Raw genomic sequence first — 14,557 nt, forward strand, 5'->3', positions numbered from 1 at the left:
GATACTCAGGCGAGCCTTCAGGCGGGGCCAGCCGGGAAGATACCCGACATGCCCACAAAGCCCGGCAGGTGACGAAAGTCCCAGACCCAGCGGCGCAGCGCGGGAAACTCGTCGAGCGAGATGCCGCCTTCGCCCGCCAGCGCCACGTACGGAAAGCAGGCGAGGTCGGCAATGGTCGGCTCGGGCGCGGCCACGAGCCAGCGCAGGCCGGTGGCGGCGTGCTGCTCGGCCAGGTGGTCGTCGAGCACACGGAAGGCCGCGCGCGCACCGCGCCGGCAGGCCCCGATGTCCAGGTGCGTGTAGCCCAGCGCGTCGTGCAGCCGGGCGGCCGAGGCGGTGCGCGTGATCTCGTCGGCCATGGCGAGCCACATCGCGACCTGGCCGCGCAGCTTCGGGTCGGCGGGGTACCAGCGGCACTGCGCATCGTCGTAGCGGCTCGCGAGGTAGACGAGGATGGCCTGCGCGTCGCGCAGCATGAAGCCTTCGTCGTCGATCACCGGGAGCTGGCCGAGCGGGTTGATGGTGGCAAGGAACATGGCGGACTTGTGCTCGCGCCCCGGATGGAAATCGACCGGCACGCTCGCGTGGTCCACGCCGAGCCACAGCAGCATCTGCCGCACCTTGAAGCAGTTGCCCGAGAGCGGGTAGTCGTAGAGTTTGACGGTCATGCGGCGGCCCTCGCGGTGCCGAAGCGCATGCCGCGCTCGCGCAGCCAGCGGCGGTAGGTGACGGAGGTGGTGTCGCCGCGCGTGGGCGTCTCGGCGCGGCCTTCGAGCTGCATGCGCTTGAAGGCGTGGTTCTCCAGGATCGGCTTGTCCTGCCCGAAGATGGTGTGCTGGAAGGCGATGAGCTCGGCGTCGCTCGACACGTCGTCGAAGTAGGCCAGCAGCGTGTGGGCGATGACGTGCTCGTCGTCCACCGGCTGCAGGAAGAGGCCGATGGCGTCGAGCCTGTCGGGCCGGTGGCTCGACTTGTAGAGCATGGCCGAGAAGGGCTGCATCACGCGGTACTTGTAGAACACCTCGCTGCCCGTGTCATGGGCGGCGGAGGCGCGCGGTTGCCAGAAGCGGCAGTCGGTGGCCCAGATCTCGTCGGTGGCGGCGTCGACCTCGACGTTGTACTTCGCCACTTCGGTGTGCGGCACCTTGCCGAGGTAGTCGGGGTGCACGAAGGGAAAGTGCGCCATGTCCAGGAAGTTCTCGATCACGCGCAGGCCCGACACGGCCACGCCGAGCCCGCCGCAATCGACGATGCGGCGGCCGGGTTCGTCGTATTCGGGGAAGGCGAACAGCGGGCGCGCCGGGCGGCCGCTGGGGCAGACCCAGAGGAAGCCGTAGCGCGACTGCACGGTCAGCGTGTCGGCGCCGAGCCGGGCGTGCGGTGTGCCGTCGGCGTCGGTGTGCAGGTGCAGGGTTTCGCCGAGCAGCCGCGCCGTGCGCGGCAAGCCGCTGGCGGGGCCGACGACGAGCCAGTCGTCGAGCATGTTGGGATCGTCGGTGACGAAGGGCATGTTGCTTCTTTCTTCTTGTTCAGGGCGATGCAGCGGCTTCGATGTCGCCGCGCAGCTGGCGCGCCGCGCGGTGCACACGGACCATCGCGTCGGAGCCGGGGGCAGCGTCGGTCCACAGGTGCAGGAAGCTCAGCTGCGGTTGGGCGTCGAGCAGCAGGGCGGCGACGGGCGACTCGCCCAGCGTGCCTTGCCATGCATCGGGCGTTCCCGTCGATGCGAAGCCATGCGGCGCCAGCGCAGCGCGCACCTCGGACGCAGCCACGCGCAGCGTCAGCGTGCGGGCGAGGTGCCAGCCGGCGGGAACGGCGTCGGCCAGTTCGGGCGGCGCCTCTGCGCCGTCGGCCGCGAGGCGCACCCACAGCATGCCCGCGGCATCCGCCGTGGTGAACACCTTCGCGCAGACGTTGCGCGGCGCGGGCATGGCCGGGTGCGCCGGGATGCGCACGCAGGCGCCGCTGCCGGCCTCGTACTGCCAGCCGTGGTAGGCGCAGGCCAGGCGGTCGCCGCCGGTCACCTGGCCGAGCGTGAAGCGCACGCTGCGGTGCGGACAGCGGTTCTCCCAGGCCTGCGGCGAGCCATCGGCCGCGCGCCACAGCGCGAGCTCCTGGCCTTGCGCAAAGCCGGCGACGATGTTGGCGCCGGCGCGCACCTCGGCGGAGGGGGCGACGGGGTGCCAAGCCTGTGATGCGGCGGAAGGATTCATGGGTCTTGATCGTGGGGGCAGCGGGAAAGGGCGCCGCGAATCGGCATAGCATCGGCCATGCCCTTGTCGGCGGTGCCGCCTACCGTAGCGTGTCCGCCGCACCGATGAAAGCCCCATGCCAAGACGCTCCTTTTCATTCCTGCAACGACGGCCCGCGCGGCGGTGGTGCCCATGACGGCCGGGCGCATCGATCTCGCACTGGTCGAGGCCTTCGTGCTCGTGATGAAGAGCGGCAGCCTCACCAAGGCCGAGAGCCTGTCGGGCGTGTCGAAGGCAACGCTGAGCCGGCAGCTCACGCGGCTGGAGGAACTGCTGGGCGCCCAGCTGTTGCTGCGCAGCTCGCGCCGCATTGCGCCCACGGAGGCCGGGCGTGCGTTCTTCGCACGCTGCGAGGGGCTGCTCGGCGAGGTGAGCGGCCGGCTGGAAACGGCACGCACCGAGGTGCAGGAGCTCACGGGCGGGGTGTCGGGGCGGCTCACGCTGCTGTCGGACACGCAGTTCAGCACCTCCTTCGTCTGCCATGTGGTGCGGATCTTTCTCGAATCGCACCCGAACGTGCGCTGCCAGCTCGACGTGGCGAACGGCGCGCAGGCCCCGCGGATCGGCGAGGTCGACTGCTATGTGGGCTCGGCGCCGCCCGACCTGCCGGACCTGGTCGCCAAGCTGCTGGGCCGGCTGGCCTACGGCCTGTACGCCAGCCCGCAGTACCTGGCGCGGCACTGCACGCCGCACACGCCCGAGGCGCTGGCGCAGCACCGGATGATCGCGATGCGTGAGCCGTCGGGGCCGCCGTCGCCGCTGCGGCTGGTGTCGCAGCAGGCCTCGGGGCGCCATGTGGTGCGCACGGAGCCGGCCTTCGAGACCAACGACCACTGGGTGATGAAGACCTTCTGCATCGACGGCCTGGGCATTGCGCCGCTGCCGGTGTTCTTCGCCGGGCCCGAGGTGGCGCAGGGCGTGCTGGTGCCGGTGCTGCCGCAGTGGCCGCCGGAGGCGCGGCGGCTGTACTGCGCCTACCAGCGGCAGCGCTACATGGGGCAGAAGCTGCGCGCGTTCGTCGACTTGATGGCGCGCTGCGTGGCGGACATCGGGTCGTACAACCACTACGTGGGGTCGACGGCGGCGTCGTCACCTGCACGGCGGGCGCGGTCGGCGGCGCGCCCATAATCTTGGCCATCTGCCGGTATCCGGTTGCTTCCTTCACCGATCCATCATGAAGAAAATCCTCGTTCTCAACGGCCCCAACCTCAACCTGCTCGGCACGCGCGAGCCCGAACAGTACGGCCGGGACACGCTCGCCGACGTCGAACGCCTGTGCAAGGAGACGGGCGCGAAACTCGGCGTGGAGATCGAATGCCGCCAGTCGAACCACGAAGGCGTGTTGATCGACTGGGTCCAGGAGGCGGGCCGCGAAGTGGCCGCCGGCAACATGCTGGGCGTGGTGATGAACCCGGGGGCCTACACCCACACGTCGATCGCGCTGCACGACGCCATCAAGGGGGCGAGCGTGCCGCTGATCGAGCTGCACATCTCGAACGTGCATGCACGGGAGGAGTTTCGCCACCACTCCTACATCTCGCCTGCGGCGCGCGGGATCATCGTGGGGCTGGGGGTGAAGGGCTATACGCTGGCGATTGCTGCGCTGGTTCCCTGAACCTTTCGGGGCGCGTGCGCAGGACACCGGGTACTTCCCTCCGCGAATGTCCCCCGGCCTGCGGCCTCCTCCTTGATTTCGCTGCGGGAAGCACCCGGTGCCCTGCGCACGAGGGCACGCTTCGGGTGAACGGCTGATCAACAGGCGCTCTGTATCGCAGCGTCTCAGTAGGTCTGCTTGGGCGCGGCAGCCTTCCAGCTGCGGCTGACCCGGCCTGCGCTGTCGACGCTTTCCAGGTGCACGTCGAAGCCCCAGAGTCTTGCGACGTGCTTCAGCACTTCTTCGGCGTTGTCGTTCAGCGGCAGGTTGTTGCGCTGCGTGTGGCGCAGCGTGAGCGAGCGGTCGCCGCGCGTGGCGACGCTCCAGACCTGGATGTCGGGCTCGCGGTTGCCGATGTCGTACTGGCGTGACAGCGATTCGCGCAAAGCCTGGTAGCCGCTGTCGTCGTGGATGGCCGACACCTCGAGCTCCGATTCGCTCTGGTAGTCGCGGATCGAGAACAGGCGGAAATCGCGCATCGTCTTCGGGCTGAGGAACTGGCCGACGAAGCTCTCGTCCTTGAAGTTGCGCATGGCGTAGTCGAGCGTCTTGACCCAGTCGGTGCCCGCGAAGTCGGGGAACCAGCGGCGGTCTTCGTCGGTCGGCTTTTCGCAGACGCGCCGCAGGTCGGTGAACATCTTGAAGCCCAGCGCATAGGGGTTGATGCCGCTGTAGGCGCGGTGGCCCACGGGCGGCTGGAACACCACGCTGGTGTGCGAGCTGAGCCATTCCATCATGAAGCCGTCGTCCAGCTGGCCGCGGTCGTACATGGTGTTGAGCAGCGTGTAGTGCCAGAAGGTGGCCCAGCCTTCGTTCATGACCTGGGTCTGGCGCTGCGGGTAGAAGTACTGCGCGATCTTGCGCACGATGCGCACCACCTCGCGCTGCCACGGCTCGAGCAGGGCGGCGTTCTTCTCGATGAAATAGAGCAGGTTCTCCTGCGGCTCGGGCGGAAAGCGGCGCGCGGCTTCGGACTCGGCGGCCTGTTCGCTCTTGCGCGGCAGCGTGCGCCACAGGTCGTTCACCTGCTGCTGCATGTGGCGCTCGCGGTCGGTGCGCTGCGCGCTCTCTTGCGCCAGCGAACGCTTCTGCGGACGGCGGTAGCGGTCGACGCCGTAGTTCATGAGCGCGTGGCAGGAGTCGAGCAGGTCTTCCACCGCATCGAGGCCGTGGCGTTCCTCGCACTCGGCGATGTAGTGCCGCGCGTAGACGAGGTAGTCGATGATCGACGACGCGTCGGTCCACATGCGGAACAGGTAGTTGCCCTTGAAGAAGCTGTTGTGGCCGTAGGCCGCGTGCGCGATCACCAGGGCCTGCATGGCCATGGTGTTTTCTTCCATGAGGTAGGCAATGCACGGATCGGAGTTGATGACGATCTCGTAGGCCAGCCCCATGTGGCCGCGCTTGTAGTTCTTCTCGGTGGAGATGAACTGCTTGCCGTACGACCAGTGCCTGTAGATCATGGGCATGCCCACGCTAGCGTAGGCGTCCATCATCTGCTCGGCCGTGATCACCTCGAGCTGGTTCGGGTAGGTGTCCAGGCCGAAGCTCCTCGCGGTCTTCGCGATTTCGGTGTGGTACGTCTCGATGAGCTCGAAGGTCCAGTCGGACGGGCTGGGCAGGCGCTCGAGGCGGGAGGTGGGCAGGTCGGTGCTGCGCGGCAGGACAGGGGCCCCGGGAGGGCGTTCGGTGGTGATCATGTGGGCACCCCTTCCTTCTTGAACAGGTCGCGGAACACCGGGTAGATGTCCTGCGCGTCCGACACCTTGCGCATGGCGAAGTTGGGCGCCACGCCTTCGAGCTGCTGGTACTCCTGCCACAGGTTCTGCTCGGTCTCGGCCACCTGCACGTAGGCGTAGTAGCGCACCACGGGCAGGATGTTGTCGACCAGCAGTTCGCGGCAGCGGCCGCTGTCCTGGTGCCAGTTGTCGCCGTCGCTGGCCTGGGCGCCGTAGACGTTCCATTCGCCGCTGGCGTAGCGGGCCTTGATGATCTCGTCCATGAGCACCAGTGCGCTCGACACCACGGTGCCGCCGGTTTCTGTGGCGTGGAAGAACTCTTCTTCGGTCACTTCCTGCGCCTGCGTGTGGTGGCGCAGGAACACGAGGTCGATGCGCTCGTAGTGCCGCGTGAGAAACAGGTACAGCAGCATGAAGAAGCGCTTGGCCATGTCCTTGCGCGCCTCGTCCATCGAGCCCGACACGTCCATGAGGCAGAACATCACGGCCTTGGCGCTGGGCACGGGCGTCTTCACGCGGTTGCGGTAGCGCAGGTCGATCGGGTCGATGTAGGGCACGTGCCGCATGGTGCGGCGCAGTTCGGCAATGAGGTCTTCGGTCTCGCGGATTTCCTTCTGGATCAGTGCGGTCTCGACCTGTGGATGCGCTTTCAGGACCAGGAGGTGCGCCTCCAGGCGCTTGAGCTCCTTGCGCGGTTCGCCGCCCAGCGCAATGCGCCGCGCCAGCGCGCCGCGCATGGAGCGCACCACGTGCAGGTTGTTGGGCGAGCCGTCGCTGGTGAAGCCGGCGCGGTGGCTCTTCCATTCGGGCACTTCGGCGATCTGGGTGCGCACGAGGTGGGGCAGCGCGAGGTCGTCGAAGAAGACGCGCATGAACTCCTCGCGCGTGAGGCGAAAGACGAAGTCGTCCTCGCCTTCGCCGCTGTCGCTGGCCTCGCCGCTGCCCGAGCCACCGCCGCCCTGGCCCTCGGGGCGCGCGATGCGATCGCCCTTGAGGTATTCCTGGTTGCCGGGGTGCACGTACTCGCGGTCACCGCCGCGCGCGTGGCCGAACACCGGCTCGGAGACATCGTGGCGCGGCAGGGTCACGTCTTCGCCTTGCTCCAGCTCGCGGATGTTCCGCCCGCTGACCGCGCGTCGCACCGCCTCCTGGATCTGCCCCTTGTAGCGCCGAAGGAAGCGCTCGCGGTTGCCGATGGACTTGTTCTTGCCCGAGAGCCGACGATCGATGATCTGCTGCAGGATGGCCACGATGTTTTCAAAGCTCCTTGCAAAACGGTGGACGGTGCGCTGGTTAGGTCCTTCGCACGCGTCCGTTGTTCCCGCTGTCCGCTATGAACTCTTGCGCACCCGCAGGTACCACTCGCACAGAAGCCGGACCTGCTTGGCGGTGTAGCCCTTCTCGACCATGCGGGTCACGAAGTCTTCGTGCTTCTTCTGCTCGTCGGCGCTGCTCTTGGTGTTGAAACTGATCACCGGCAGCAGCTCTTCGGTGTTGGAGAACATCTTCTTCTCGATGACTGCGCGCAGCTTTTCGTAGCTGGTCCACGCCGGGTTGCGCCCTGCGTTGCCGGCCCGTGCGCGCAGCACGAAGTTGACGATCTCGTTGCGGAAGTCCTTCGGGTTGCCGATGCCGGCGGGCCGCTCGATCTTCTCGAGCTCGCCGTTGAGCGAGGCGCGGTCGAACACTTCGCCGGTGTCCACGTCGCGGAACTCCTGGTCCTGGATCCAGTAGTCGGCGTAGGTCACGTAGCGGTCAAAGATGTTCTGGCCGTACTCGCTGTAGCTCTCGAGGTAGGCGGTCTGGATCTCTTTGCCGATGAACTCGGCATAGCGCGGTGCCAGCAGCTCCTTGATGTAGCTGATGTACTTCTGCTCGGTTTCCGGCGGAAACTGCTCGCGCTCGATCTGCTGTTCGAGCACATACATCAGGTGCACGGGGTTGGCGGCCACCTCGGTGCTGTCGAAGTTGAACACTTTGGAGATGATCTTGAAGGCGAAGCGCGTGGAGACGCCGCTCATGCCCTCGTCGACGCCCGCGTAGTCGCGGTACTCCTGGATCGACTTGGCCTTGGGGTCGGTGTCCTTCAGGTTCTCGCCGTCGTACACCTGCATCTTGCTGAAGGTGCTGGAGTTCTCGGGCTCCTTCAGGCGCGTGAGCACCGACAGCTGCGCCATCATGCGCAAGGTGCCGGGCGCGCACGGGGCCTTGGCCAGCGAGGAGTTGCGCACCAGCTTCTCGTAGATCTTGATCTCTTCGGAGGCACGCAGGCAGTACGGCACCTTGACGATGTAGATCCGGTCGAGGAAAGCCTCGTTGTTCTTGTTGTTGCGGAACGCCTTCCACTCGCTCTCGTTGCTGTGGGCCAGCACGATGCCGTCGAAGGGAATGGCGCCGAAGCCTTCGGTGCCCTTGAAGTTGCTTTCCTGCGTGGCCGTGAGCAGCGGGTGCAGCACCTTGATGGGCGCCTTGAACATTTCCACGAACTCGAGCAGGCCCTGGTTCGCCAGGCACAGGCCACCGGAGTAGGCGTAGGCGTCCGGGTCGTCCTGGGCGTAGGTTTCGAGCTTGCGGATGTCGACCTTGCCGACCAGCGAAGAGATGTCCTGGTTGTTCTCGTCGCCCGGTTCAGTCTTGGCGACCGCGATCTGGCGCAGCACCGAGGGGTAGCGCTTGACCACCTTGAACTGGCGGATGTCGCCGCCGTACTCCTCGAGCCGCTTCACGGCCCAGGGCGACAGGATGCGGTTCAGGTAGCGCACGGGGATGCCGTACTCTTTTTCGAGGATCTCGCCGTCTTCGAGGGTGTCGAAGAGCCCGAGGGGCGATTCGTTCACCGGGGAGCCGTGGATCGCATAGAAGGGCACGTGCTCCATGAGCTGCTTCAGGCGCTCCGCGATCGAGCTCTTGCCGCCGCCGACGGGACCCAGCAGGTAAAGGATTTGCTTCTTTTCTTCGAGTCCCTGCGCGGCGTGGCGGAAATAGGACACCACCTGCTCGATGGCATCTTCCATGCCATAGAACTCCTTGAACGCCGGATAGATCTTGATGACCTTGTTCGCGAAGATCCGCGAAAGACGGGGGTCATTACGGGTATCTACCAGTTCCGGCTCGCCAATGGCCTGGAGCATTCGTTCGGAGGCCGTTGCATATGCCGTCGGATCGCGTTTGCAGATATCCAGATATTCCTGCAGCGAGAGAACTTCCTCGCGGGTGCGTTCGTAGCGGGCTGCAAAGTTGCTGATCACGTCCATGGTCGCGCCTCCTTCAGGTCGGCGGGGCTTTTGACCCCGATGCCTACAGCCAGAGACTGCGTCGCTCCTCTTGGAAGAGGGGCCCCGCCCATGGCCGTATGCCGTGGAAAACTCCCTTACACACTATCTACACAATCGGTTCAATCAGCATAAAGCAAAGAATGAACCGGGCAAATGTTTTATTTATTCTGAACCCCTCTGCCGAGTAAAGTTCCTCGGAAAACAAGGAACTTCTATTCGTGTTTCTGTTAAATTGAAAAGCTCGCGCTCGCGTAATTGTCCCCGGATGAAATGACTATGCCGAATGGCTATCGTCCTCATTGAAATTCTGTGGCGAACACCTTTCCTAATTGAACCCGGGTTCAATAAAGCCGATGCCTTTCAGCAATAACGCGCGACCTGTCGTTTGGTTTATTGCATATCCAAAAAAACATTAAAGCAATCCCCGCGCCACTCCTGTGGCGAGTGGCTGGCGCATGGCAACGTGGGAAGACAACGCGGGCGCCGGTCGGCGGCGTTCCGCAACGGTGCGGGGAGCACCGTTCGCGTGCCTGGCGCGCCGCCAGAGGGCGGCAGCGGCCGAAAGAGGGCACGCTTCGGGCCGACAGGGCGCCGGCCCGGCGCTGACGAAGGCCGTCAGCGCGTCAGCATCATCATCAGCTGAAGAATTCCTTGGCCTTGTCGAACCAGCCCTTGTCGGTCGGGCTGTGCTTCTCGCCACCCTTCTTGAGCGATTCGTCGAGCTCCTTGAGCAGCTTGCGCTGGTGCTCGGTGAGCTTCACAGGCGTTTCCACGCGCACGTGGCAGTACAGGTCGCCCGGGTAGCTCGAACGCACGCCCTTGATGCCCTTGCCACGCAGGCGGAACTGCTTGCCGCTCTGGGTGCCGTCGGGAATGTCGATGGCGGCCGCGCCCTTGAGCGTGGGCACGTTGATCTCGCCGCCGAGCGCCGCGGTGGTGACGCTCACGGGCACCACGCAGTGCAGGTCGTCGCCGTCGCGCTCGAACAGGTCGTGCTTCTTGAGGCGGATCTCGATGTACAGGTCGCCGGGCGGCCCGCCGTTGGTGCCGGGCTCGCCGTTGCCGGTGCTGCGGATGCGCATGCCGTCGTCGATGCCGGCCGGGATCTTCACTTCCAGCGTCTTGTTGTTCTTGATCTTGCCCTGGCCGTGGCACACGGTGCAGGGCTCGGGAACGATCTTGCCGCTGCCGTGGCAGGTCGGGCAGGTCTGCTGCACGCTGAAGAAGCCCTGGCGCATCTGCACGGCGCCCGCGCCGTGGCAGGTGGTGCAGGTGATGGGCTTGGTGCCGGGCTTGGCACCGGAGCCGTGGCAGGTGCCGCAGTCGTCCCAGCTCGGGATGCGGATCTGGGCGTCCTTGCCCTCGGCGGCTTCCTCGAGCGTGACTTCCATCGCGTAGCTCAGGTCGCTGCCGCGGAACACCTGGCGTCCGCTGCTGGTGCGGCCACGGCCGCCACCGCCGAACACGTCGCCGAAGATGTCGCCGAAGGCTTCCGCGAAACCGCCGAAGCCTTCCGCGCCCGGACCGCCGCGCATGTTGGGGTCGACGCCGGCATGGCCGTACTGGTCGTAGGCGGCGCGCTTCTGGCCGTCCGACAGCATCTCGTAGGCTTCCTTCACCTCCTTGAACTTGGCCTCGGCGTCCTTGCTGGTGTCGCCGTGGTTGCGGTCGGGGTGGTGCTTCATCGCAAGCTTGCGATAAGCCTTCTTGATTTCGTCCTCGTTCGCGTTCTTGGGAACGCCGAGGGTTTCGTAGTAGTCGCGTTTGGTGGCCATGGCAGCAGATTCGGTCGGGCGGCGGGAACTCGGGGAACTGGAAGCGAGAAAGGCTGGAGCACCTGTTCAGGTGTTCCAGCCTTGCATGAAGGGCAGGGGATCAGCCCTTCTTCACTTCCTTGACTTCGGCGTCGACCACGTTGTCGTCAGCCTGGGCATGCGCCGCAGCTTCCGCGCCTGCCGGGCCGGTGGCTGCCGAGGCGCTGGCCGCGGCGGCCTGCGATTCGGCATACATCTTCTCGCCGAGCTTCTGGCTCGCGGTCATCAGCGTGTTGGTCTTTTCCTCGATCGCGGTCTTGTCTTCACCCTTGAGGGCTTCTTCGACGTCCTTGATCGCGGCTTCGATCGCGTCCTTCTCGGCGGCTTCGAGGCTGGCCCCGTGCTCGCCGAGCGACTTCTTCACGCTGTGCACCATGGCTTCGCCCTGGTTGCGCGCCTGCACGAGTTCGAGCTTCTTCTTGTCGTCTTCGGCGTTGAGCTCGGCGTCCTTCACCATCTTCTGGATCTCGTCTTCGCTCAAGCCCGAGTTCGCCTTGATGGTGATCTTGTTTTCCTTGCCGGTGCCCTTGTCCTTGGCGCCGACGTGCAGGATGCCGTTGGCGTCGATGTCGAAGCTCACCTCGATCTGCGGCGTGCCGCGCGATGCCGGCGGAATGCCCTCGAGGTTGAACTCGCCCAGGGCCTTGTTGCCCGAAGCGATTTCACGCTCGCCCTGGAACACCTTGATCGTCACGGCCGGCTGGTTGTCTTCGGCGGTCGAGAAGGTCTGTGCGAACTTCGTCGGGATCGTGGTGTTCTTCGTGATCATCTTGGTCATCACGCCACCCATGGTCTCGATGCCCAGCGACAGCGGGGTCACGTCGAGCAGCAGCACGTCCTTGCGGTCACCCGAGAGCACCTGGCCCTGGATGGCAGCGCCGACAGCCACGGCTTCGTCGGGGTTCACGTCCTTGCGCGGCTCCTTGCCGAAGAAGGCCTTCACCTTTTCCTGCACCTTGGGCATGCGGGTCATGCCGCCGACCAGGATCACGTCGTTGATGTCGTTCACGCTGATGCCGGCATCCTTGATGGCCAGGCGGCAGGGCGCGATGGTGCGCTCGACCAGCTCGTCGACCAGGCTTTCCAGCTTGGCGCGGGTGAGCTTGATGTTCAGGTGTTTCGGACCCGACGCATCGGCCGTGATGTACGGCAGGTTGATGTCGGTCTGCGCGCTGTTCGACAGCTCGATCTTGGCCTTTTCAGCGGCTTCCTTCAGGCGCTGCAGGGCCAGCACGTCCTTGCCCAAGTCGACGCCTTGTTCTTTTTTGAACTCGCCGATGATGTAGTCGATGATGCGCTGGTCGAAGTCTTCGCCGCCCAGGAAGGTGTCGCCGTTGGTCGACAGCACTTCGAACTGCTTCTCGCCGTCGACGTCCGCGATTTCGATGATCGACACGTCGAAGGTGCCGCCGCCCAGGTCATACACGGCGATCTTGCGGTCGGCCTTGTCCTGCTTGTCCAGGCCGAAGGCCAGGGCTGCAGCGGTGGGTTCGTTGATGATGCGCTTGACGTCCAGGCCCGCGATGCGGCCGGCGTCCTTGGTGGCCTGGCGCTGTGCGTCGTTGAAGTACGCCGGCACCGTGATCACGGCTTCGGTGATGGTTTCGCCGAGGTAGTCTTCGGCGGTCTTCTTCATCTTGCGCAGGATGTCGGCGCTGACCTGTTGCGGGGCCATCTTCTTGCCGCGCACTTCCACCCATGCGTCGCCGTTGTCGGCCTTGGCGATGGTGTAGGGCATCAGGTCGATGTCCTTCTGGACTTCCTTTTCCTCGAACTTGCGGCCGATCAGGCGCTTGATCGCGTACAGCGTGTTCTTGGGGTTGGTGACGGCCTGGCGCTTGGCCGAGGCACCGACCAAGACTTCACCGTCTTCCTGGTACGCGACGATCGACGGCGTGGTGCGGGCACCTTCCGAGTTCTCGATCACACGCGTGGTGTTGCCTTCCATGATCGACACGCACGAGTTGGTGGTGCCGAGGTCGATGCCGATGATCTTTGCCATGTTCTTACTCCTGAAATTCGGAAAAATATGTTGTTATGAACTTGTGGATAACCCGGCGTGATTCAAGGGATGACGCGGGGGTTTCCTGTGGGAATCTTGTGGGCCGATGCCGCTTTACTTGGGCGCGGCCACGGTGACCAGCGCCGGGCGCAGCACGCGCTCGTTGATGGTGTAGCCCTTTTGCAGGAGGCCCACCACGGTGTTGGCGTCCTGGTCGGCGGGCACCATCGAGATGGCCTGGTGCAGGTGCGGGTCGAACTTGTCGCCGGCGGCGGGGGCCACTTCGATCACCTTGTTGCGTTCGAGCGCGCTCTTGAGCTGGCGCAGCGTGGCTTCGGCGCCTTCGCGGATCTGCTCGGGCGTGGCGTCCTTGACGGCCAGGCCGGCTTCGAGGCTGTCGGTCACCGGCAGCAGGCTCTCGGCAAAGGCTTCGACCGCGAACTTGCGGGCCTTGGTGATCTCGTCGTCGGCGCGGCGGCGGGCGTTCTGCACGTCGGCCTGGGCGCGCAGGTACTGGTCGGCCAGCTCGGCATTCTTGGTCTGAAGGGCAGCCAGTTCGCCTTGCGCCACGGCCAGGGCGTCGAGCGCCTCGGCTTCGTTGGCGGCTTGCGCGGCCTCCAGTTCTTCGGGACTGGGCTCGCCTTGCAGCATTTGAGAATTCTGTGCGGATTGTTGCGGGTCAGACATTTTTCAAAGAACCGGCGTGCGCCGGAAAACAAACACAGCCAGCCACTTGGGGCTGCTCTAGGGCTTTTCAAGCGTAAAAATGCGGCCAAAGCGGCCGCAAGAGGGGTGCGAAGTGGCTTTCGCGAGAGACACCGAGGAACCGGCTTCGCCGGGCCTCAGGTGTCGCCCCCGGTAGGGGGTTGGCGAAGCGGACACGAAGTGCCGCGCAGCCTGGGGGCGAGCCCTTAATGCGCGTCGAGGAGCTCGACGTCGAACTTCAGGGTGGCGTTCGGGGGGATCACGCCGCCGGCGCCGCGGGCACCGTAGCCCAGCGAGGCGGGGATGATCAGCGTGCGCTTGCCGCCGATCTTCATGCCGGCGACGCCTTCGTCCCAGCCTTTGATGACCTGGCCAGCGCCCAGCGAGAACGCGAAGGGGTCGTTGCGGTCGCGGCTGGAGTCGAACTTGGCGCCTTGCACGCCGTCGTTGTAGAGCCAGCCCGTGTAGTGCACGTGCACGTGGTGGCCGGCCTTGGCTTCGGCGCCGGTGCCGACTTCGGTGTCTTCGTATTGCAGGCCGGAGGGGGTGGTGGGCATGGGAAACGCTCCTTGCGTCGATGAAATGGGAGAGGAATCGGAGGCGCGGAGTTTACCGAGGCCCGCGAGGACCCCGCTTCAGCCCTGGCTGTCGGAGCCGGGCGGCGTGGCTGCGGGAGGTGCTGCGTCGGGGGCGGAAGGCGCCGGCGCAGCAGGCGCCGCGGACGCGGACGCGGAGGCCTCGGCCGATGCGGGCTGCGCGGCGGCCGGCCCCGCGGCCTTCTTGCTCTGCCCGAGTTGCCACTTGGCAGCGAAGGCTTGCAGGTCGGACAGGCGCTTGAGCAGGTCCTGCCCGCTCAGCGTGAGGCAGTAGCCGTCGCTGCCGTGGCTCACGACGCCGGCTTCGCGCAATTCCTTGATGCGGGTGTTGAGGGTGTTGGGAGTGATGCCGCCGACGCTGTCCTGCAGCAGCCGGAAGGTCTGGGCGTGACCGTCGCGCAGGGCCCACAGCACACGCAGCGCATAGCGGGCTTCGAGCAGGGCGAGCAACTGGCTGATGGCTGCGTTTTCCTTGGTACTCATCGACATCATCTCCTCGAAGCTGGGCGGACCGTCGGCC

General features: G+C 65.6%; 12 protein-coding genes and 1 pseudogene. 2 read left to right on the top strand and 11 right to left on the bottom strand.

Annotated elements, in window-relative coordinates:
* Positions 1-17: 17 nt before the first annotated feature.
* Genes AC07Y4_RS18000 through AC07Y4_RS18010 form a run of 3 tightly spaced genes read right to left on the bottom strand, consistent with a single transcriptional unit; the run spans position 18 to position 2,213 of the window.
* Positions 18-668, bottom strand: a complete 651-nt coding sequence (locus AC07Y4_RS18000; RefSeq protein WP_487849295.1) for a glutathione S-transferase family protein — start codon at positions 666-668, stop codon at positions 18-20.
* Positions 665-1,510, bottom strand: coding sequence for an aromatic ring-hydroxylating dioxygenase subunit alpha (locus tag AC07Y4_RS18005; protein WP_487849294.1), 846 nt, complete (start codon positions 1,508-1,510; stop codon positions 665-667). The genes AC07Y4_RS18000 and AC07Y4_RS18005 overlap by 4 nt, the downstream gene beginning before the upstream one ends.
* Before the next feature lie 19 nt (positions 1,511-1,529).
* Complete coding sequence (locus tag AC07Y4_RS18010; RefSeq protein ID WP_487849293.1) at positions 1,530-2,213, bottom strand: Rieske 2Fe-2S domain-containing protein; 684 nt, start codon at positions 2,211-2,213, stop codon at positions 1,530-1,532.
* Between the two features lie 171 nt (positions 2,214-2,384).
* Here AC07Y4_RS18010 and AC07Y4_RS18015 point away from each other — a divergent pair, with 171 nt between their 5' ends.
* Positions 2,385-3,380 (top strand): LysR family transcriptional regulator, encoded by a 996-nt coding sequence (locus tag AC07Y4_RS18015; protein WP_487849292.1) that lies wholly within the window; start codon positions 2,385-2,387, stop codon positions 3,378-3,380.
* A gap of 46 nt (positions 3,381-3,426) precedes the next feature.
* Complete coding sequence (gene aroQ / locus AC07Y4_RS18020) at positions 3,427-3,867, top strand: type II 3-dehydroquinate dehydratase (RefSeq protein WP_062470706.1); 441 nt, start codon at positions 3,427-3,429, stop codon at positions 3,865-3,867.
* 164 nt (positions 3,868-4,031) lie between these two features.
* Here aroQ and AC07Y4_RS18025 read toward each other — a convergent pair whose 3' ends face one another.
* The 8 genes and pseudogenes from AC07Y4_RS18025 to AC07Y4_RS18060 form a co-directional block, all read right to left on the bottom strand.
* Positions 4,032-5,606 carry a SpoVR family protein gene (locus tag AC07Y4_RS18025; protein ID WP_223301264.1) on the bottom strand — a complete coding sequence of 525 codons (1,575 nt, stop codon included), beginning with the start codon at positions 5,604-5,606 and terminating at the stop codon, positions 4,032-4,034.
* Positions 5,603-6,895, bottom strand: coding sequence for a YeaH/YhbH family protein (locus AC07Y4_RS18030; RefSeq protein WP_095744575.1), 1,293 nt, complete (start codon positions 6,893-6,895; stop codon positions 5,603-5,605). The genes AC07Y4_RS18025 and AC07Y4_RS18030 overlap by 4 nt, the downstream gene beginning before the upstream one ends.
* A gap of 81 nt (positions 6,896-6,976) precedes the next feature.
* Positions 6,977-8,899 carry a PrkA family serine protein kinase gene (locus AC07Y4_RS18035; protein ID WP_062470701.1) on the bottom strand — a complete coding sequence of 641 codons (1,923 nt, stop codon included), beginning with the start codon at positions 8,897-8,899 and terminating at the stop codon, positions 6,977-6,979.
* A 656-nt stretch (positions 8,900-9,555) separates the two neighbouring features.
* The gene (gene dnaJ, locus AC07Y4_RS18040) at positions 9,556-10,695 is read right to left on the bottom strand and encodes a molecular chaperone DnaJ (RefSeq protein ID WP_487849291.1); all 1,140 of its coding nucleotides are present in this window, start codon (positions 10,693-10,695) and stop codon (positions 9,556-9,558) included.
* 100 nt (positions 10,696-10,795) lie between these two features.
* Positions 10,796-12,736 carry a molecular chaperone DnaK gene (gene dnaK, locus AC07Y4_RS18045; RefSeq protein ID WP_487849290.1) on the bottom strand — a complete coding sequence of 647 codons (1,941 nt, stop codon included), beginning with the start codon at positions 12,734-12,736 and terminating at the stop codon, positions 10,796-10,798.
* A 114-nt stretch (positions 12,737-12,850) separates the two neighbouring features.
* Positions 12,851-13,423 carry a nucleotide exchange factor GrpE gene (gene grpE / locus AC07Y4_RS18050; RefSeq protein ID WP_082817966.1) on the bottom strand — a complete coding sequence of 191 codons (573 nt, stop codon included), beginning with the start codon at positions 13,421-13,423 and terminating at the stop codon, positions 12,851-12,853.
* 224 nt (positions 13,424-13,647) lie between these two features.
* Entirely contained in the window at positions 13,648-13,998 is a 351-nt protein-coding gene (locus tag AC07Y4_RS18055) for an FKBP-type peptidyl-prolyl cis-trans isomerase (RefSeq protein WP_019655816.1), read from the bottom strand.
* A 219-nt stretch (positions 13,999-14,217) separates the two neighbouring features.
* A pseudogene (locus tag AC07Y4_RS18060) lies at positions 14,218-14,520 on the bottom strand (winged helix-turn-helix transcriptional regulator); the annotation flags it as partial.
* Positions 14,521-14,557: the final 37 nt, after the last annotated feature.

Source organism: Variovorax sp. GW460-12-1-14-LB1 (assembly GCF_059423605.1).